This window comes from Niastella yeongjuensis (assembly GCF_900110245.1).
Taxonomy (GTDB): domain Bacteria; phylum Bacteroidota; class Bacteroidia; order Chitinophagales; family Chitinophagaceae; genus Niastella; species Niastella yeongjuensis.
The window spans coordinates 18245-35734 of record NZ_FOCZ01000014.1 but is presented as its reverse complement, the minus strand read 5'-3'; the positions used below and the strand labels follow the sequence as shown (position 1 = coordinate 35734).

The window sequence follows — 17490 nt, the reverse complement described above, 5'->3', positions numbered from 1 at the left end:
TGTGGAATGGCATTCGTGTACTACCTGGTAAACCAGATAGGGGCTTCGTATATAATTTTCAGCCTTAACTATGGGAAGATACCCAGTTCATTGTAGCTGGTACCCACTTTATTGATGGCTACCACGTAGGCGGCTGTACGCATATCGGGGATCTGCGGATTGGCTTTCCATACTTCCATGATCTCGCGGGTAGCGGTGATCATAGTTTCTTCCAAACCACTGCGCACCAGGTCAACCTCATCGGGGCCGTGCATAATCAATTCTTTCTCTGAACCATTCACCTTTTTACCGGTCAGCTCTTCAATTTGACCAAGGATGTGGGTGTTCAGGTTTTCAGTAAAGCGTTTTTCCATGCGGCCATAACGCACATGGCTAAGGTTCTTTAACCATTCAAAGTACGATACGGTTACCCCGCCGGCGTTCAGGTACATATCTGGTACAACCAGGATCCCTCTTTTTGCAAATACCTCATCAGCTTCGGGTGTAAGTGGTCCATTGGCAGCTTCACCAATGATCTTGGCTTTTACATTGGGGGCGTTTTGTCCGGTTACTACTGCTTCCAGTGCAGCAGGGATCAGGATATCGCAATCCATTTCCAGTGCATCGGTATTTTTTACAAAATTGGTGCTGCCGGGGAAATTCAGGATAGTCCCTTTTGCTTTGCGGTGTTCCACTACTTTATCCACATCCAGGCCATCAAGGTTGTAAATAGCGCCTTCGTATTCACTTAAGCCAACGATTTTGGCGCCATGTTCCTGGAAGAATTTGGCGGTGTGGTAACCCACATTACCTAATCCTTGTACCACTACACGTTTGCCTTCAACACCCACGGGCAGGCCCAGTTTATCCATTTGATCTTTCATGGACAGTACTTCGCGTAAGCCGTAGAATACACCCAAACCAGTTGCTTCGCGACGACCGCGAACGCCACCCTGAGTAACAGGTTTACCGGTTACGCAACCCAGTCCATCAATTTCGCCAGGACGCATGCTGGTATACGTATCAACGATCCAGGCCATTTCACGTTCGCCGGTTCCGTAGTCGGGAGCGGGTACGTCAATGCCGGGGCCTATGAAGTTCTTTTTGATCAGTTCTGAAGTATAACGCCGCGTGATCTTTTCGAGCTCATAAGGCGTATACTTTTTAGGGTCGATGGTGATGCCGCCTTTGGCGCCTGCAAACGGAACGTTTACGATAGCGCATTTATAGGTCATAAGGGCGGCCAGGGCCATTACTTCATCGAGGTTCACTGAAAGGGCAAAACGAATACCGCCTTTACAGGGAAATTTGTGATGGGAGTGTTGAACGCGGTAAGCTTTGATAACTTCAACCTTATCACCAATTTTTACGGGAAAATGCATGCGGTAAACGGCATTACATTGTTTGATCTGTTCCAGGATTCCGGGATCCCAGCTGGTGAATTGCGCGGCTTTATCGAAACTCTTCTCCACCGCGCCAAAAAAACTGTAATCTGACATGACTAAGCTGTTTTTGTTTATGTTTTGAGCAGTATATAGCAAGCTTGTAGCTGATAAATAGGTTTCTATCAGCTACCGTTATAAATTTTACAAAGGCCGAAGCCTCATTCACCCCATCCGAACGATCGATCCGGGCGGGCATTCACCGTTATTAAGAACTTTGTTTTTCGAGCTTTGAGATCTTTCCGTCGAGCCGGATTACATACAGGATCAACCCCACCAGAATAGTTACGGCAACTGCCAGCACAACATAGATCTTGTTTCCGGCGCCCAAACCTGTTGGCGTTTGCGTTACATGTTTTGTAGAGTCCTGGGCACGGGCCATTAATTGGACAAATAAAACGATCAGGGTTACAATTAGTTGCTTCATACTAAAAATTATGCGGAATGTTTTTTCTCTTCCAGTAATCGAACGCGCAACCTAAGGGTGGATATCCAGGTGCCTAACAATGCCCAGCCTATTACAGCCGGCCAGAAAACGAGGCGCATGGTAGCGTCGAGACTGCTGCCGCCAAGACCGGGGTTTCCCTCTGATCCTTTTCCGCCGGGGTGTAACGATTCTGTTAGCCGGGGTAGTATCATGATCATGGGTATGTAAATAAAATAGGCGAAAATGTTATAGACAGCTGCTACCCGGCTTCTTTTGTCCATATCGGGCATGGAATTGCGCAGCACAAAATAAGCTATGTAAATAAGCAGGGCAATGGCTGCCCCGGTTTGTTTGGGATCGTTGCTCCACCAGGTACCCCAGGTATAATTGGCCCAGATAGAACCGGTAACCAGACCCAGGCAGCCCAAAACTGTCGCTGTGCGGGCAAATTCCGTGGCGTAAATGTCGTAAAGCGGATTGGGGTTGCGCAGGTATTTTATGGAGTAGAACAATGAAACGGAAATAAGGATCAACTGACTGAACCACATGGGCACATGAAAGAAGAAATTGCGCATGCTTTCATACAGATTACTGTTGGCATAGGCCGTTTCATAAGGAAGCGGTATTAACAGACCCGCGATAAAAGTATAGATCAATAAAACAATACTCAGTATTTTCCACCATTTCCGGTGCATAAACGCCTGCATAAAGTCCTGCATAACGACCTGTAGTTTGTTGAATGATTATTGGTACCTGATTAGCAATAGAATAACCCAATAATCCAATTTGGTGAGGCAAAATTAGGGGAAAGGTGGGAATTTGTTACAGGTTTCAGGTTTGCAGGTTCCAGGTAAAATTTTGAAGCTCACTATCAAATTTGGCAGAATGTACGCTGGGCCCCCCTGTAACCTGGAACTTGTAACCTGTAACTGGTTTTAATCCTTCCACAAAAACGGGAACAAAATTACCGCCAGGGCAATTACCAGTACATCCAGCGCCACCAGCAGCAAAATGATCTGCCACAGGCCTACCTGAATGATATCGGCAAATGCGGTGTTCGACATTTTCATCAGCAGCAGCACCTGCGGAATAATTAACGGAAAACCCATAATCGCCATCAGGGCGGCGCCCTGGCGGGCCCGTGCCGCTATGGCAGCCAAAAAGGTAAATACGAGGCTCAGGCTACAACCACCCAGGCAAACAAAACCGATAAACCGGAAAGGATTGCGCAGGGGATTGCCCAGCAGCAATTGAAACAGCGCCAGGCTCACCAGGCTCATGATGATCATTAACCCGGCATTGAATAATAATTTGGAGAGAATAAAATCGCGTGCGCCGGCAATGGTATAAAAGTATAACATACGACCCTGGCTTTCCTGCAGAAAACTTTTTGCTACCGCATTCACACAAATAAATAATTGTATCATCCAGAACAACCCGTTCCATACTTTTTCTTCGGGCTGGTTCATGGCCAGGTATAAAACAAAAATGGTTGACGCCACGTACAACAGAATACCGTAAAATGTATACTGCTGTCTTATTTCCAGCAACAGGTCTTTTTTAATAAGCGCAATTATATGATTCAACGAGTTGATAAGTTTTATGTTTTAAGTTCCGGGTTCTGTGTTTTTGATTGCCGCGACGAGACCATTGCTATTGCCTATTCTCCATTGCCTAGGGAATTTCATAATAACATTTTCTGCACCTCGGTTCATACAAATCCTTTTCACCCAGTAATACCTGTGAAGTGTCTGCCTTTTTACGAAAACTGTAATTGGCAATATTGCCACATTTTACACATATAGCATGCAGTTTGGTAATATAATCGGCTTTTGATAACAGAAAGGGAATTTGTCCAAACGGTTTGCCGGTATAATCCATGTCCAGTCCCGCCACAATAACGCGATGGCCTCTCAATGCCAGCTGATCGCATACATCCGGCAGCTGATCGTCGAAAAATTGCGCTTCATCAATGCCAATTACATCGGCCTCACCATGCAATAATAATATGGTTTGTGAGTTATCAATAGGAGTACTTTGAATGGCATTTTCGTCGTGCGATACAATGTTTTGAACATCATACCGCACATCAATCTTAGGCTTAAAAATTTCTACCCGCAGGTTTGCGATCTTTGCCCGTTTTAGTCTCCGGATCAACTCTTCGGTTTTTCCGGAAAACATAGACCCGCAAATTACCTCAATACTGCCCCGGCGCTCACCCGATATATTTGGTTCTATAAACATCTTAACGGAAATAGGTACAATAATTGTTAACTTTATCGTTTAGCTCTAACCATCAATCAATTAACTCTAACCATAAAAAAGTACCCGCTTATTATGGAACGTTTAGCACAACTTATTGGCAAATTAAATGAACAATTTGCACAAAACGCCGATCCGTTTCAACTATTAGTAACTGCTCAATTAATTGAAACAGAGTTGGTACAGATGTCGACGTCCACACACCGAACTGTCAACACGTCAAAAGTGGCAGTGGTGATGCCGGCGGCTAATGGTCATAGCTACCAGCAGGCCCGGCAAACAGCGGAGGAGAAACCCACCCCCAAGGTGGTAAATACCCCGGTGGCTGCAGTAGAACCCCCGGTTGAAGTGCAGGCGCCTGTTGTAGAAGAAACTCCGGTTGTAGTGGAAGAAGCACCGCCCGTGGTAGTTACTCCGGCTGTCGTGAATGGAAATGACATTTATGGAAGTGTGGAAAAAAATAATAACAATAACGGTACAAATGGTCATCACCAGGAAGCCCAGGTTGAGAACGGGTGGAAAATTGATCCGCTGCGCGAAGTGCCCACATTAGCGCATCAACAAGTTGTTAAAGAACTGAATGAGGTAATGGCTACCAGCCAGTCTTCCCTTAATGAAAAGTTAAAAGAAGAAGTGAAGGAAGTAGCGCATGTATTGAACGATGCACCGGTACGCGATCTGCGCCGGGCCATTGGTATCAATGACCGCTTCGTGTTTATCAGCGAACTCTTCCGCAACGACGAAGTGATGTATGAACGCAGTATAAAAACCATCAACAGTTTTCGCATACTGCCCGAAGCCCAGTACTGGATCGAAAGAGAATTAAAAGTAAAACTGGGCTGGGATGAAAATAAGGAAAGCACCCGCCACTTTTATCAGCTGGTTAAAAGACGGTTCTCCTGAATGTATGCGATTATCTTTTCTGTTGCTCCCTTTTTATTATAAACGTAATCACGGGCTGACTGGCAGTTTACCTGGTATTTACCGGTATCTGTCAGCAGGTCGTTACACGTTTTCTCCAACTCCAGTGCCGTATTGATCACAAAGGCGCCACCGGCCTGTACCAGTTCAATCGCTTCAATGTATTTTTCGTACACAGGTCCATGTACCACCGGTTTGCCGTATACGGCCGCTTCCAGCACATTATGTACGCCATCATTGCCAAAGCCGCCGCCTATATATGTAATAGTAGCATATTTGTACAGCTTCGACAGCATGCCGATATTGTCGATGATCAGCGTATTGGGTTTGGTTTCTTCAGAAGGCAATTGTTTGTTCCGGGCTACTGGTCTGGGCGAAGGGGAAAGGTGGGCCGCCAGTTTTGAAAACCTTATGGTGTGTTTGAACAATTTCTCTATTTCTTTCAGGTGTTCTTCATTTATTTCATGCGGCGCAATAATAAACTTTATATCTGGGTGTGTATTGGCATAATGGTCCATTTCCTCTTCATCTTCAGGCCAGGTACTGCCGGCAACGATAACCTGGCTGTTGCCGCAAAACTGTTCAATAAGGTCGATCGGTTTAAACTGTTCGGCTATCTGAACAACCCGGTCGAAGCGGGTATCGCCGCTTACACTCACATTATTGGCAAAGCCAATGGTGCGCAGCAAATCTTTTGACTGATCGGTTTGAACAAACAGGTGATTAAAGCTTTCGAGCATATACCAGTGCAGGCGGCCATACCATTTAAAGAAGGGCTGATCGGGTCTGAAAATGCCAGATACCAGTAAAAGCGGTACCTGTTTCTTTTTTAATTCAGTTAAATAATAGAACCAGTATTCGTATTTGATCCAGATCACCAGGCTGGGCTGTACCAGGTCAATGAATTTACGGGCATTCTTTTTTGAATCCATAGGCAGGTACATCACGTAATCGGCCCCGGAATTGTTTTTACGCACCTCATACCCGCTGGGGGAGAAGAAGGTCAATAAAGTTTTGGCGTTGGGGTATTGTTGTTTAATGGCTTCCAATACCGGCCGGCCCTGCTCAAATTCGCCCAGGGAAGAGCAATGCATCCAGATCAGTTTCCGGTCACCGGTTTCACTCTCTGCCTTCTGTCCTCTGCCTTCTGCCCCTATTTTTTCCAGTTCAGCCCAGATATTTTTTCTTCCATTGCGCCAGAGCCGCGCTTTGGGGTTCCACAGGGAGGTAATACGGATTCCAACAGCGTATAAAGACAAAAAGATATTGTAAATAAACAGGTGCACGGTGATAATTTGATTTCAGAAAGCAACAAATGTCGTTTTTATCGTCAGAATTGTCAAAAAGGGAAAAATGAGCTGTTGAAATATGTCCTTACAACGTAAACGTATTCCCGCCGGCACTGATTATGAACCACAATAAATTTATATATGGCTGTAGGTTCAGGGGTTTCCATGTACTACTAATGGGTATTAGCTTGCTTACACCATTTTTTTGCAGTACGTTTGTGCCCGTTTTGATTAAAAAGGATACGTATGCAGCCGATACAAATGGTTGATTTAAAGCTTCAGTACGCAAAAATAAAGACAGAAGTAGATTCAGCGATTCAGGAGGTATTAAACAATACTGCTTTTATACATGGAAAAGCGGTGCAGGATTTTGCTGCCGGGTTAAGTAAATACCTGGGTGTAAAACATGTTATACCCTGCGCCAATGGGACCGATGCCCTGCAAATAGCATTGATGGCATTGGACCTGAAACCGGGTGATGAAGTAATAACTCCATCTTTTACCTTTATTGCTACTACCGAAGTAGTAGCGCTTTTACAGTTAAAACCTGTATTTGTAGAGGTAGATCCCAAAACATTCTGTATTGATCCGGTGGCAATCGAAAAAGCCATCACGCCTAAAACAAAGGCTATTATCCCAGTTCACTTATACGGACAGGCAGCCAATATGGAAGCCATTATGGAAATAGCCAATCGTCATAAAATACCTGTTGTTGAAGATAATGCACAGGCAATTGGTGGCGATATAACATTGAGCGATGGCACCGTTAAAAAAACGGGTACCCTGGGTACCATTGGAACCACTTCCTTCTTCCCTTCTAAAAACCTGGGTTGTTATGGAGATGGCGGCGCCATTTTTACCAACGATGATGCTCTTGCAGAAGCGTTGAAAATGATTGCCAATCATGGCCAGTCAAAAAGATATTACCACGATCGCGTTGGCTGTAACAGCCGGCTCGATACCATACAGGCAGCTGTTTTGAATGTAAAGCTGCCATTGTTGGATGAATATATTGCCGCACGCCGCAGGGCTGCTGATTTTTATGATAAGGCATTTGCCGGAAATCCAAAGATCACGGTACCCAACAGGGCTCCATACAGCAATCACGTTTTCCATCAGTATACATTGTTGCTGGAAGGTGTTGACCGCGATGGTTTGAACCAGTTCCTGGCAGGGCAGGGTGTACCTTCCATGATCTATTACCCGGTGCCTGCACATCGTCAGAAGATGTTCGAGGCTTTTGGCGGCGCCCAGTATGATTTAAAAACAACCGACTGGCTCACTGAACGTGTAATATCCCTACCTATGCACACCGAACTGAGTAATGAACAGCTCCAGTTTATTACCGGCAAAGTATTGGAGTTTATTAATAAACAGTAATTAATTAGCATTAGGCACTATTAAAACACCTTCAAAATGAAAATCGCAGTTGTAGGCACGGGATACGTAGGTTTGGTTACGGGAACCTGTTTTGCTGAAACGGGTAACGACGTTACTTGCGTAGATATCGATAAAAAAAAGGTAGAGAAGCTTTCTTCTGGTCAGATCACCATCTATGAACCAGGATTGGAAAAGTTATTCCTTCGTAACGTTAAAGAAGAACGTTTACGCTTTACCACCAGTTTGTCTGAAGGTATTAAAGATGCGGAGATCATTTTCCTGGCCTTGCCAACACCGCCCGGTGAAGATGGAAGTGCCGATCTGAAATACATTCTGGGTGTTGCCAAAGACCTGGGCGAGCTGATGACCGATTACAAAGTGATCGTTGATAAAAGTACCGTGCCTGTTGGAACAGCTGAAAAAGTTTACGCGGCGATTGCAAAAAAATATGTAGGTGATTTTGACGTGGTATCGAACCCTGAGTTCCTGCGTGAAGGTGTAGCCGTAGATGATTTTATGAAACCCGACCGGGTTGTTATAGGGGCTGCTTCTGAAAGGGCCCGTAAAGTAATGGGCGAATTGTATGCTCCATTTGTGCGTTCCGGTAACCCGATCATTTTTATGGATGTTCGTTCTGCCGAGCTTACCAAATATGCCGCCAACTCCTTCCTGGCTACCAAGATCTCTTTCATGAACGAAATAGCCCAGTTGTGCGAACGCCTGGGTGCCGATGTAGACATGGTGCGCCGGGGTATTGGCAGTGACGACCGTATTGGAAAACGCTTCCTGTTCCCGGGTATCGGGTATGGCGGAAGCTGTTTCCCCAAAGACGTACAGGCCCTGGTTAAATCATCCAAAGAAGTGGACTACGATTTCCAGATCCTGAATGCAGTAATGGATGTGAATGAAAAACAAAAGCTGCACCTGCTTCCCAAGATCAAAAAATATTTCAATAATGACCTGAAAGGAAAACGTTTTGCTCTGTGGGGGCTGGCGTTTAAACCTAATACCGACGATATTCGCGAAGCACCGGCTTTATATATTATAGATGAGCTGTTAAAAGCAGGCGCTACGGTTTATGCATATGACCCTGAAGCGGTGAATAACGTACGTGCCTTATTAGGTGAAAAGATTCAATTCGCCGAAAATCAATACGATTGTCTGGAAGGTGCCGATGCATTGATCATTGCCACCGAGTGGAATGAATTCCGCACGCCAAACTTCCTGAAGATCGTTACATCACTTAAGAATAAAGTGATCTTCGACGGACGAAACCTGTTTGAAACAGATGCGATTAAAGAATTAGGATTTTACTACGAAAGCGTAGGCCGGTCAGTGGCTGACCCTGCTGCTAAATAATAATAAACAACCCTTCCTCATGTCAAGAAAAAGAGTACTTATTACCGGAGCAGCCGGTTTTTTAGGGTCACACTTATGCGACCGGTTCATTAAAGAGGGTTTCCATGTTATTGGCATGGATAACCTGATCACCGGTGATCTGCGCAATATTGAACATTTGTTCAAGCTGGAACAGTTTGAGTTCTATCACCATGATGTATCGAAATTTATTCATGTTCCCGGTGAACTGCATTATGTTTTACATTTTGCTTCACCCGCCAGCCCTATCGATTATCTGAAAATTCCAATTCAGACGCTGAAAGTAGGTTCACTGGGTACGCATAACTGTCTGGGACTTGCCAAAGCAAAAGGCGCCCGTATTCTGGTAGCCTCTACCTCAGAAATTTATGGCGATCCCCTGGTGCATCCGCAAAATGAAGAATACTGGGGCAATGTAAACCCTGTTGGGCCCCGTGGTGTGTACGACGAAGCAAAACGCTTCCAGGAAGCAATGACCATGGCTTATCATACTTTCCATGGTGTTGAAACCCGCATTGTACGCATTTTCAATACCTACGGCCCGCGTATGCGGTTGAACGACGGCCGCGCACTGCCAGCATTTATCGGCCAGGCATTACGCGGTGAAGACCTCACCGTATTTGGCGATGGTTCTCAAACCCGTAGTTTTTGCTTTGTAGACGATCTTATTGAAGGAATATACCGGTTATTGATGAGCGATTGCCATCAGCCTGTTAATGTGGGTAACCCCGATGAGATCTCGCTGAAAGAATTTGCCGAAGAGATCATTGCATTGACCGGAACAACACAAAAAATTGTGCACAAACCGCTCCCTGTTGATGATCCCAAACAACGGCAGCCGGATATTACCCGGGCAAAAGAAATACTGGGCTGGTCACCTAAAGTAAGCAGAAAAGAAGGGTTGAAAGTGACCTACGAGTATTTTAAATCATTACCCAAAGAAGAATGGTTTAAACAACCCAAAGAGTTTGTTGCAAAGTAACGCAGAATACTAAACGCCCTTCCGGACAAACGTTCGGAGGGCGTTCTTATTTAATTAATATACTATGAGCAGTTTTTCAAAAACGATCATGATCACGGGTGGGGCCGGGTTTATAGGTTCACACGTAGTGCGGTTGTTTGTAAATAAATATCCCGAATATTTAATCGTGAATGCCGATGCGCTTACCTATGCCGGCAACCTGGAGAATTTGAAAGATGTGCAGCACGCACCCAACTACAAATTCGAAAAGGCAGATATTACCGATGCTGCCCGTATTGAGGAGTTGTTTGAAAAATATGCATTCGATGCCGTTATTCACCTGGCGGCTGAAAGCCATGTTGACCGGTCGATCATTGACCCATTGGCATTTGTAAAAACAAATGTGCTGGGTACAGCAACCTTGCTGAATAGCGCCCGCAAAAACTGGGCAGCCTCCGCTGCAAAAATGGAAGGGAAACGTTTTATGCACGTTTCAACCGATGAAGTATATGGTTCACTGGGCGATGAAGGATTCTTTACAGAAGAAACCGCATATGATCCCCGTTCGCCGTATTCAGCCTCCAAAGCCTCGTCGGACCACTTCGTTATGGCCTGGTACCATACCTATGGGTTACCGGTGGTAATGAGCAATTGTAGTAACAACTATGGTTCCTACCATTTCCCCGAAAAGCTGATCCCGTTAATGATCAACAACATCAGGAATAACAAACCATTGCCGGTTTATGGCAAAGGTGAAAATGTGCGCGACTGGTTATTTGTTGAAGACCATGCCCGCGCCATTGATGTGATCTTTCATAAAGGGAAAACAGGCGATAAGTATAATGTGGGTGGGTTTAACGAATGGAAGAATATCGACCTGGTGCACCTGTTGTGTAAAATCATGGATGCAAAACTCGGCCGCGCGGAAGGTACATCGGCCAAACTGATCACTTATGTAACAGACCGGCCCGGGCATGACCTGCGGTATGCCATCGACGCTACAAAACTCAATAAAGAACTGGGCTGGGAACCTTCCCTTCAGTTTGAAGAGGGGCTGGAAAAAACAGTTGACTGGTACCTCCAAAATGAAGATTGGGTAAAACATGTAACTTCGGGCGATTACCAACATTATTATGAAGAGCAATATGCAAAGCGATAAGACAATTGCATTTGTTTAAAATCTACAATATCTAATGCCTTTTATAGAAACAGGAATTCCGGATCTGTTGGTTTTTGAACCAACAGTCTTTGAAGACAGCCGTGGATTTTTTTTCGAAGCCTATAACCAGAAAATGTTCAATGGGGCAGGAGTTGAAAATGTATTTATACAGGACAATCAATCACGCTCCACCTATGGTGTTATCAGGGGATTGCATTACCAAACGCCCCCGTTTGCCCAGGCTAAACTGGTGCGGGCGCTAACAGGCACTATTCTTGACGTAGCCGTTGATATCAGAAAAGGCTCCCCCACATTTGGAAAAACCTTCAGCGTAGAGTTGTCAGCCGACAATAAAAAGCAGTTAATGATACCTGCCGGTTTTGCCCACGGGTTCTCTGTATTGAGCGAAATTGCGGAGGTAATGTATAAGTGCGATCAGTTTTACAGCAAAGCCAGTGAACAGGGGATTATATACAATGACCCTTCGTTGAATATCGACTGGAAGATCCCGATGGAGAAAGCCATTGTATCGGATAAAGACCAGGTGCTTCCAGTATTCGCCAATTGTGTTAATCCCTTTGAATATAAAGGATAATCGTTTTATTATGTCGCAACCAGTTATTATAGTGACCGGCGCCAACGGACAGGTAGGGCAGGAGTTACAGGTTTTGAGTGCATCGTATCCTGAATTTACATTTGTATTTACCGATACGGACAATATGCCGATCAATGATGAAGCAGCAGTGGAAAAAATGTTTGCCACCCATCATCCGGCTTATTGTTTAAACTGTGCTGCCTATACCGCGGTTGATAAAGCAGAAACCGAACAGGAACTTGCCTTTTCAGTAAATGCTGAGGGCGCACGCATACTGGCGGCAGCCTGCAAAAACTATAATACCCGGTTCATCCATATTTCAACCGATTATGTATTTGATGGCCAGTCGCCAACTCCCTATAAAGAAGATGCACCCACCGATCCGGTAAATCAATATGGTGCCTCGAAATTAAAAGGCGAACAGCTTAGCCAGCAGGTTAATCCCGATACCATTATCATCAGAACAGCCTGGGTATATTCTTACTTTGGTAAGAACTTTGTAAAAACCATGATAAAGTTAATGCAGGACCGCCCTGCCATCAGCGTGGTGAATGACCAGGTGGGCGCTCCCACTTATGCCGCCGATCTGGCTGCCTGCATGTTACAAATAGTAGCCCAGACGCAGGCATCAACCGCTAACTGGCATCCCGGTTTGTATCACTACAGCAACCAGGGCCGCATCAGCTGGTTTGATTTTGCGGTTGCCATTAAAGAGTTAACCGGCAGCGCCTGCACCGTAACTCCCATTCCATCAGAACAATTTCCCACCCCGGCTAAAAGGCCCTCTTTCTCTTTACTGGATACCAGTAAGATTAGAAAAACATTTCATTGTACGATCCCTGATTGGAAGGATTCGTTAAGGAAGTGTGTTGGTTTGTTGGTATGACGACCTCATTTAAGATCCAGTGATGCTTTGGAGGGCGGGGGGATAAAAAATCCCCTTGATTGAACAAGGGGACCTGGTTTCCGTACTGAGGATATTACTTATTTGATGGCAGTGATAGCTGTACCGCCATATTTGCTTTCCGTTTTTACAATGCCGAATCCGGGAGCGAACCATTCTGTTCCTTCTATATTAAAAGGCATTCCTATGCCCATTGTTTTTACGGTAACCTTACTTTTATAAGTGATCTTGAAACAATCCCAGGTGCCGGCAGTAGTAGTAACACTTTCTTTAGCGGCAACTGAGCGATTGCTGGTGACCATGTTTATGTTCTGTTTCATGCCTGCATTGTCGATGTCCATATTCAACGTGGCATCTTTTAGTTGATCACCAATCTTCATATTGTTAGGGTATTCAATATAGATCTTATCGGCCTTTACATCAGCTTTGGCGAATTGTTCCTGCTGTTGCTGGGGCAGTTGCATGGTCATATCGATCATCATAACGCCACCATTGCAAACGATCTGGCTGTGACCTTTGGCAATAGATTTTCCTTTTTTATCAAACATCTCCGAGTTAACAGTGCCGGTAATAAGATCACCACTATTGGTGACATCCGATATGGTGTACACCTGTTTGCCGTTGGCCTCTCCCTTCTTATTAAAGATGGTCATTTCAACGGTCTTGTTCTTTTGCAGAAAATAGAAATTGTTACAATCCTGGGCCAGGCTGGCATTTGAGAGCAGGCCGATAAAGCTGGCTAACAAAAAGGTTGATCGCATAAACAATTTTTTTGGTGTTACTATCAAGAGCAAAGTAACAACCAAAAATAGTACATCGTAATACCCTTTTCGTGGTAAATTATCGGCTACAACGCTTGTGTGTCGTGGGTTCTGGGTGCTTAATGGATTTAGTAGTTTGGCCCTTTGGGATTTGGCTGAATTACCGTGTAACAATTAGTTGTGAGGCATAGAATGAGGTGTATTTTTTTCTGCCTTCTGCCTTCTGCCCTCTGCCTTTCCTCTACCTACTGCCTGTAGAATCTCCCTTACTCAATCTTCTGAAGTTAGTCATGCGGTTTACGATCTCTTTAATCACCGTATCGAACTTTTGCAATTGATCGGGGCGGCAAAGGGCCCTTACGTTTTGAAAGTGACGGAAAGTAACGAGGTCGAGCTTTTTTTGGAGGTCAGCAATCTGATTGCTGCGGGCTATTAATGCAGAGTCTGTTGCATCGGGTTGGTTCAACAGATCGAAGAAACTTTTTTTAGCATCACGGATGCTATCCATAACCGGTCTTTGAATGGTGATCATGGAGTCGCGCAATTTCCAGTAAGAAGCTTCCTGGGTAGCATCGAATTTCATTTGATCTACCATGAACTGGCCCATTCTTTTTTCGCGGTTGCCTGGTTCGCGGCCGGGCCCACCATCGTGGTTGGGTTTTTTAATCCAGTAAATAGACAGGGTGGCAATATTGGTCAATAATAAGATCGCTACAAGTACTAAAAGCCATCTTTGACGGGGGGGCCTAATCATGGTTCCAGTGAATTTTCATTATATACAGGGTATACACCACCTGCCGGGTATTCAGCAGCTACTATTTGCCCTGATTCGTTATTTACGTTTGTCGTACTGGTATTCTGTTCCCACATTTTTAACACTGTGGTAGCGTTTGCAATAAGAATAATTGCAGCAATCGTTAAGGCCAGTACAGGTTTGGTAAGCCACCGGCCGAGCGGACCACCCTGGTCAAATTCCCGCTCCATCCTTCCCTGCAGCCGGGTATACAGAAAATCAGGCGCTTTGGCCTGCCGTACCCCATCCAGGCTATTCAGCACCGCGTCTATCCGGGAGTCGTTATTTGAATCGCTTGACATAAATGTAATTTACGATGTAAACTTATACATTTGACGCTAATAAATCCTAAAACCTTCGAACCGCTTACTTGTCTTGTGGATTATTCTGTTGATAATATTTCTCCAACAGTTTGCGCAGGTTTTGCCGGGCTCTGAACAACAGCGATTCTACCGCGGATACCGATAATTGCATCACATCGGCAATCTCCTGGTAACTCAATTCCTCGGTTTTATGTAAAGTGAATGCTACTTTCTGATTTTCAGGTAATTGATCAATCATCCGGAACAACAGGGCCGCCTGTTCCTTGCGATCTAAAGCGACACCGGGATGTTGAAAATCAACCGGTTCGTGCACCAGTTCATCATTGGGGCCAAACAAACTGGTAATAAATGCAAAGCGTTTTTTGCGTTTACGGCTGCGGATGTGGTCTAAAGCCTTGGTGGTGGTAATGCGGTAGATCCAGGTAGAAAGCCGGGCATCTCCTTTAAATTGATCGATAGAACGATACACCTGGATGAATACTTCCTGGGCCACATCTTCAGCATCTTCACTGTTTTGTACGATACCAAGTGCCGTGTTGTATACCAGGTCCTGATAGTTTGCTACCAATGATTTGAATGCCCCTTCGTCTCCTGCCCGGAGTTGTTGTATCAGTTCCAGTTCGTTCAAAAAGACGGCCGTTTAAATTTGAGGCTACAACTTACGAAATCCTGCGATATGAACTAGGAAATCGGAGCAGACAGGCCAAAAGTGTAGATCATCAGGCTTTTTTGCAACCTGAACTATAATATATAAAGAAGTTTAAAAGATGGTTTTTTTATTATATGCAGTCTTTTTTAGAACTTTGGTTATACCACTATACCCACAAAGCCAACGGGCCTTTCCTGCCACTTGTTATGTTTACGATTGAATATTAAAGGTTTAAAGTATTGAAAGACGATCAAGTACACAGTGAAAAGCAGCTTCTTGAGCAGATTGCAGCAGGTAACCATGACGCATTTAAACAACTGGTTGATCGTCATCGCGACAATGTGTTTTCCCATGCAATAGCCTACCTGAAAGATTATTCCAAAGCGGAAGATATTACGCAGGAGGTTTTCCTGATCATTTGGGATAACCGGGAATCCTTAGGGAAGATAGCCAATCCCGAAAGTTATTTATTCATTCTTACCAGGAACCGCATCGTTGCCGAATTTAGAAAGAAAGTAAAACTATCCCTGCTCGATGAGCAGGAGCAAACCAGGAAAGATTCTGCGTTACTGCCAAACCAGCTCATGGAAAATAAGGAAACGGCCGAACTGATCCAGGCTGCCCTTAATGAAATGACCCTGCAACAAAGAAAAGTCTTTGAATTGGGTAAACTGGAAGGGCTGAAATATGAAGAAATTGCCCGGAAGTTGAACATTTCCCCCAACACAGTTAAAGTACATATGGTGCAGGCGCTGTCTTTTATCAGAACATTCATCCGCAATGGTGGGGTAGGTTATCTCCTTTTTATCCTTTTTTTACTTTTTTGATAAATTTTTCCAAAACGACTAATCCTATTTTTCAATTTCTGCTACTTTATATAGGAGCAGATTTAAGAAACAGCTAATGCAACATCAAAAATTTAAAGAACTCATAGAAAAGTACCTTGACGAAAGCGCAGGGCCGGAGGATATTCAGCAGTTGTCTGCTATGCTGAATGACCCTGCTTATGTAAGCCTGCTCGATGAACTGGTGCTGGAACAGGTTACTGATAATACGTTTAAGTATGAGTTGAACGACGCTATCCGTAATCGGATTGATCAGGGTATTTATCAAAAGACGTTGGCCGCTTCTCAAATTTCCACGCATACACCAGCTGTAAGACCTGTTCACCGCATACACTTCCTCAGAAAATGGGGCTGGGCGGCAGCTGCTGTATTATTGATTGGAACCGTGATCGCCATTGCCGTGACCTCCAACCGGAAATCCAAAACATCGGGGAACGAGGTGGCGGTGGCGCCTATCGATATTTTGCCTGGTACCAATAAGGCGGTTTTAACGGTAGATAATAAGCAGATCAATTTATCTGGTGATAAAACCGGCATTAAGGTAGGGGAAAGAATCGCCTATAACGACGGCGAAAAGCTTTCAGATGCAGGGCAGCTATTGATGCTCACAACGCCCAACGGCGGCCAGTATCAGCTGGTGCTTCCCGATGGAACAAAGGCCTGGCTCAATGCGGCGTCCAGCATCAGTTTCCCATCTGCATTTAAAGGTGAAAACAGGCAGGTAAAAATAACCGGGGAAGTATACCTGGAGGTGACAAAGGATAGGGCGCATCCATTTTTGGTGGATGTTGCCGGGCAGGGAACCATAGAAGTATTAGGAACAATCTTCAACGTTAACTCTTATGGAGATGACGGTAAAATAAAAACATCACTTATTGAAGGAAGTATACGCATGAGCGCTGGAGCTTTTAAGAGCAAAAGTATAGTCATCAAACCGGGCCAAAGGGCAACGATCTCCGTTGCCACTTCTGGTCCGCAATCAGGTATTAGCGTAGATAATGATCCGGATATTAATCAGACGATAGCCTGGAAAAATGGATTATTCAGTTTCAGTAATGCCGATCTGCATACGGTAATGCGGCAATTGGAACGATGGTATGATATTAAGGTCAGGTATGAAGGGCAGCCTTCGGCCTTCACGGTAGAAGGAGAAATGTTCCGGAATGTGAAGCTGTCGGATGTGCTGGAATTCTTAAAAGAATCAGGATTGAAGTTCAGAATGGAAGGAAAAACATTGATAGTTCTTTAATAACTATAAAAAACAAATGAACATGATTATGAGCTAATATAAACGTTGCCCAAACAGAAACCGCCACGGGTCGAAACGTGGCGGCGGACGTTTGGGTAACTTAAAATAGTCCTGGCGGACGGTATTAATCACCCAAACATCACGAAAGTATGCAAAAAACTGCTTTTTGTGGCT

At 44.7% G+C, this 17490-nt stretch carries 19 protein-coding genes; 9 read left to right on the top strand and 10 right to left on the bottom strand.

Annotated features, from left to right (window positions below; translation table 11 throughout):
• Nucleotides 1-68: 68 nt before the first annotated feature.
• The 5 genes from BMX95_RS27785 to BMX95_RS27765 form a co-directional block, all read right to left on the bottom strand.
• The gene (locus tag BMX95_RS27785) at nucleotides 69-1478 is read right to left on the bottom strand and encodes a Glu/Leu/Phe/Val family dehydrogenase (protein WP_081198569.1); all 1410 of its coding nucleotides are present in this window, start codon (nucleotides 1476-1478) and stop codon (nucleotides 69-71) included.
• A gap of 151 nt (nucleotides 1479-1629) precedes the next feature.
• Nucleotides 1630-1848, bottom strand: coding sequence for a CcmD family protein (locus tag BMX95_RS27780; RefSeq protein WP_081198570.1), 219 nt, complete (start codon nucleotides 1846-1848; stop codon nucleotides 1630-1632).
• 8 nt (nucleotides 1849-1856) lie between these two features.
• Nucleotides 1857-2567 (bottom strand): cytochrome c biogenesis protein CcsA, encoded by a 711-nt coding sequence (gene ccsA / locus BMX95_RS27775; protein WP_081198571.1) that lies wholly within the window; start codon nucleotides 2565-2567, stop codon nucleotides 1857-1859.
• 216 nt (nucleotides 2568-2783) lie between these two features.
• Nucleotides 2784-3434 carry a heme exporter protein CcmB gene (locus BMX95_RS27770; RefSeq protein ID WP_081198572.1) on the bottom strand — a complete coding sequence of 217 codons (651 nt, stop codon included), beginning with the start codon at nucleotides 3432-3434 and terminating at the stop codon, nucleotides 2784-2786.
• Nucleotides 3435-3522: 88 nt separating this feature from the next.
• A complete protein-coding gene (locus BMX95_RS27765; protein ID WP_081198573.1) occupies nucleotides 3523-4092 on the bottom strand; it encodes a thymidine kinase in 570 nt (189 codons plus the stop codon).
• A gap of 93 nt (nucleotides 4093-4185) precedes the next feature.
• Here BMX95_RS27765 and BMX95_RS27760 point away from each other — a divergent pair, with 93 nt between their 5' ends.
• On the top strand, nucleotides 4186-5013 hold the full coding sequence (locus BMX95_RS27760; protein ID WP_081198574.1) for a hypothetical protein: 828 nt from the start codon (nucleotides 4186-4188) through the stop codon (nucleotides 5011-5013).
• Here BMX95_RS27760 and BMX95_RS27755 read toward each other — a convergent pair.
• A complete protein-coding gene (locus tag BMX95_RS27755) occupies nucleotides 4986-6317 on the bottom strand; it encodes a 3-deoxy-D-manno-octulosonic acid transferase (protein ID WP_081198575.1) in 1332 nt (443 codons plus the stop codon). The genes BMX95_RS27760 and BMX95_RS27755 overlap by 28 nt on opposite strands.
• 249 nt (nucleotides 6318-6566) lie before the next feature.
• Between BMX95_RS27755 and BMX95_RS27750 the strand changes: the two genes are divergently transcribed.
• The 6 genes from BMX95_RS27750 to rfbD all read left to right on the top strand — a co-directional run bounded on the left by BMX95_RS27750 (nucleotide 6567) and on the right by rfbD (nucleotide 12678).
• Complete coding sequence (locus BMX95_RS27750; protein WP_081198576.1) at nucleotides 6567-7700, top strand: DegT/DnrJ/EryC1/StrS family aminotransferase; 1134 nt, start codon at nucleotides 6567-6569, stop codon at nucleotides 7698-7700.
• A 36-nt stretch (nucleotides 7701-7736) separates the two neighbouring features.
• Entirely contained in the window at nucleotides 7737-9059 is a 1323-nt protein-coding gene (locus tag BMX95_RS27745) for a UDP-glucose dehydrogenase family protein (protein ID WP_081198577.1), read from the top strand.
• A 19-nt stretch (nucleotides 9060-9078) separates the two neighbouring features.
• Nucleotides 9079-10059 carry a UDP-glucuronic acid decarboxylase family protein gene (locus BMX95_RS27740; RefSeq protein WP_081198578.1) on the top strand — a complete coding sequence of 327 codons (981 nt, stop codon included), beginning with the start codon at nucleotides 9079-9081 and terminating at the stop codon, nucleotides 10057-10059.
• A 64-nt stretch (nucleotides 10060-10123) separates the two neighbouring features.
• The gene (rfbB, locus tag BMX95_RS27735; protein WP_207631527.1) at nucleotides 10124-11197 is read left to right on the top strand and encodes a dTDP-glucose 4,6-dehydratase; all 1074 of its coding nucleotides are present in this window, start codon (nucleotides 10124-10126) and stop codon (nucleotides 11195-11197) included.
• A 34-nt stretch (nucleotides 11198-11231) separates the two neighbouring features.
• Nucleotides 11232-11792: a dTDP-4-dehydrorhamnose 3,5-epimerase gene (rfbC, locus tag BMX95_RS27730; protein ID WP_081198579.1), complete on the top strand. Its 561-nt coding sequence runs from the start codon at nucleotides 11232-11234 to the stop codon at nucleotides 11790-11792.
• 10 nt (nucleotides 11793-11802) lie between these two features.
• Nucleotides 11803-12678: a dTDP-4-dehydrorhamnose reductase gene (rfbD, locus tag BMX95_RS27725; RefSeq protein ID WP_081198580.1), complete on the top strand. Its 876-nt coding sequence runs from the start codon at nucleotides 11803-11805 to the stop codon at nucleotides 12676-12678.
• Between the two features lie 98 nt (nucleotides 12679-12776).
• Here the strand turns inward: rfbD and BMX95_RS27720 are convergent, their stop codons facing one another.
• From BMX95_RS27720 to BMX95_RS27705, 4 genes are all read right to left on the bottom strand, one after another.
• Complete coding sequence (locus tag BMX95_RS27720; protein ID WP_081198581.1) at nucleotides 12777-13457, bottom strand: TapB family protein; 681 nt, start codon at nucleotides 13455-13457, stop codon at nucleotides 12777-12779.
• A gap of 241 nt (nucleotides 13458-13698) precedes the next feature.
• Complete coding sequence (locus BMX95_RS27715) at nucleotides 13699-14211, bottom strand: Spy/CpxP family protein refolding chaperone (RefSeq protein WP_081198582.1); 513 nt, start codon at nucleotides 14209-14211, stop codon at nucleotides 13699-13701.
• The gene (locus BMX95_RS27710; protein ID WP_081198583.1) at nucleotides 14208-14552 is read right to left on the bottom strand and encodes a hypothetical protein; all 345 of its coding nucleotides are present in this window, start codon (nucleotides 14550-14552) and stop codon (nucleotides 14208-14210) included. Before BMX95_RS27710 ends, BMX95_RS27715 begins: the two co-directional genes overlap by 4 nt.
• A gap of 64 nt (nucleotides 14553-14616) precedes the next feature.
• Nucleotides 14617-15201 carry an RNA polymerase sigma factor gene (locus BMX95_RS27705; RefSeq protein WP_081198584.1) on the bottom strand — a complete coding sequence of 195 codons (585 nt, stop codon included), beginning with the start codon at nucleotides 15199-15201 and terminating at the stop codon, nucleotides 14617-14619.
• Between the two features lie 260 nt (nucleotides 15202-15461).
• Between BMX95_RS27705 and BMX95_RS27700 the strand changes: the two genes are divergently transcribed.
• Nucleotides 15462-16049, top strand: coding sequence for an RNA polymerase sigma factor (locus BMX95_RS27700; protein ID WP_081198585.1), 588 nt, complete (start codon nucleotides 15462-15464; stop codon nucleotides 16047-16049).
• A 76-nt stretch (nucleotides 16050-16125) separates the two neighbouring features.
• Nucleotides 16126-17316: a FecR family protein gene (locus tag BMX95_RS27695; protein ID WP_081198586.1), complete on the top strand. Its 1191-nt coding sequence runs from the start codon at nucleotides 16126-16128 to the stop codon at nucleotides 17314-17316.
• Nucleotides 17317-17490: the final 174 nt, after the last annotated feature.

Excerpts from the sequence above, each read along its gene's own strand:
- BMX95_RS27785 (WP_081198569.1), bottom strand. The coding sequence starts at position 1,478 with ATGTCAGATTACAGTTTTTTTGGCGCGGTGGAGAAGAGTTTCGATAAA.
- BMX95_RS27780 (WP_081198570.1), bottom strand. The coding sequence starts at position 1,848 with ATGAAGCAACTAATTGTAACCCTGATCGTTTTATTTGTCCAATTAATG.
- ccsA (WP_081198571.1), bottom strand. The coding sequence starts at position 2,567 with ATGCAGGACTTTATGCAGGCGTTTATGCACCGGAAATGGTGGAAAATA.
- BMX95_RS27765 (WP_081198573.1), bottom strand. The coding sequence starts at position 4,092 with ATGTTTATAGAACCAAATATATCGGGTGAGCGCCGGGGCAGTATTGAG.
- BMX95_RS27760 (WP_081198574.1), top strand. The coding sequence starts at position 4,186 with ATGGAACGTTTAGCACAACTTATTGGCAAATTAAATGAACAATTTGCA.
- BMX95_RS27750 (WP_081198576.1), top strand. The coding sequence starts at position 6,567 with ATGCAGCCGATACAAATGGTTGATTTAAAGCTTCAGTACGCAAAAATA.
- BMX95_RS27745 (WP_081198577.1), top strand. The coding sequence starts at position 7,737 with ATGAAAATCGCAGTTGTAGGCACGGGATACGTAGGTTTGGTTACGGGA.
- BMX95_RS27740 (WP_081198578.1), top strand. The coding sequence starts at position 9,079 with ATGTCAAGAAAAAGAGTACTTATTACCGGAGCAGCCGGTTTTTTAGGG.
- rfbB (WP_207631527.1), top strand. The coding sequence starts at position 10,124 with ATGAGCAGTTTTTCAAAAACGATCATGATCACGGGTGGGGCCGGGTTT.
- rfbC (WP_081198579.1), top strand. The coding sequence starts at position 11,232 with ATGCCTTTTATAGAAACAGGAATTCCGGATCTGTTGGTTTTTGAACCA.
- rfbD (WP_081198580.1), top strand. The coding sequence starts at position 11,803 with ATGTCGCAACCAGTTATTATAGTGACCGGCGCCAACGGACAGGTAGGG.
- BMX95_RS27720 (WP_081198581.1), bottom strand. The coding sequence starts at position 13,457 with ATGCGATCAACCTTTTTGTTAGCCAGCTTTATCGGCCTGCTCTCAAAT.
- BMX95_RS27715 (WP_081198582.1), bottom strand. The coding sequence starts at position 14,211 with ATGATTAGGCCCCCCCGTCAAAGATGGCTTTTAGTACTTGTAGCGATC.
- BMX95_RS27710 (WP_081198583.1), bottom strand. The coding sequence starts at position 14,552 with ATGTCAAGCGATTCAAATAACGACTCCCGGATAGACGCGGTGCTGAAT.
- BMX95_RS27695 (WP_081198586.1), top strand. The coding sequence starts at position 16,126 with ATGCAACATCAAAAATTTAAAGAACTCATAGAAAAGTACCTTGACGAA.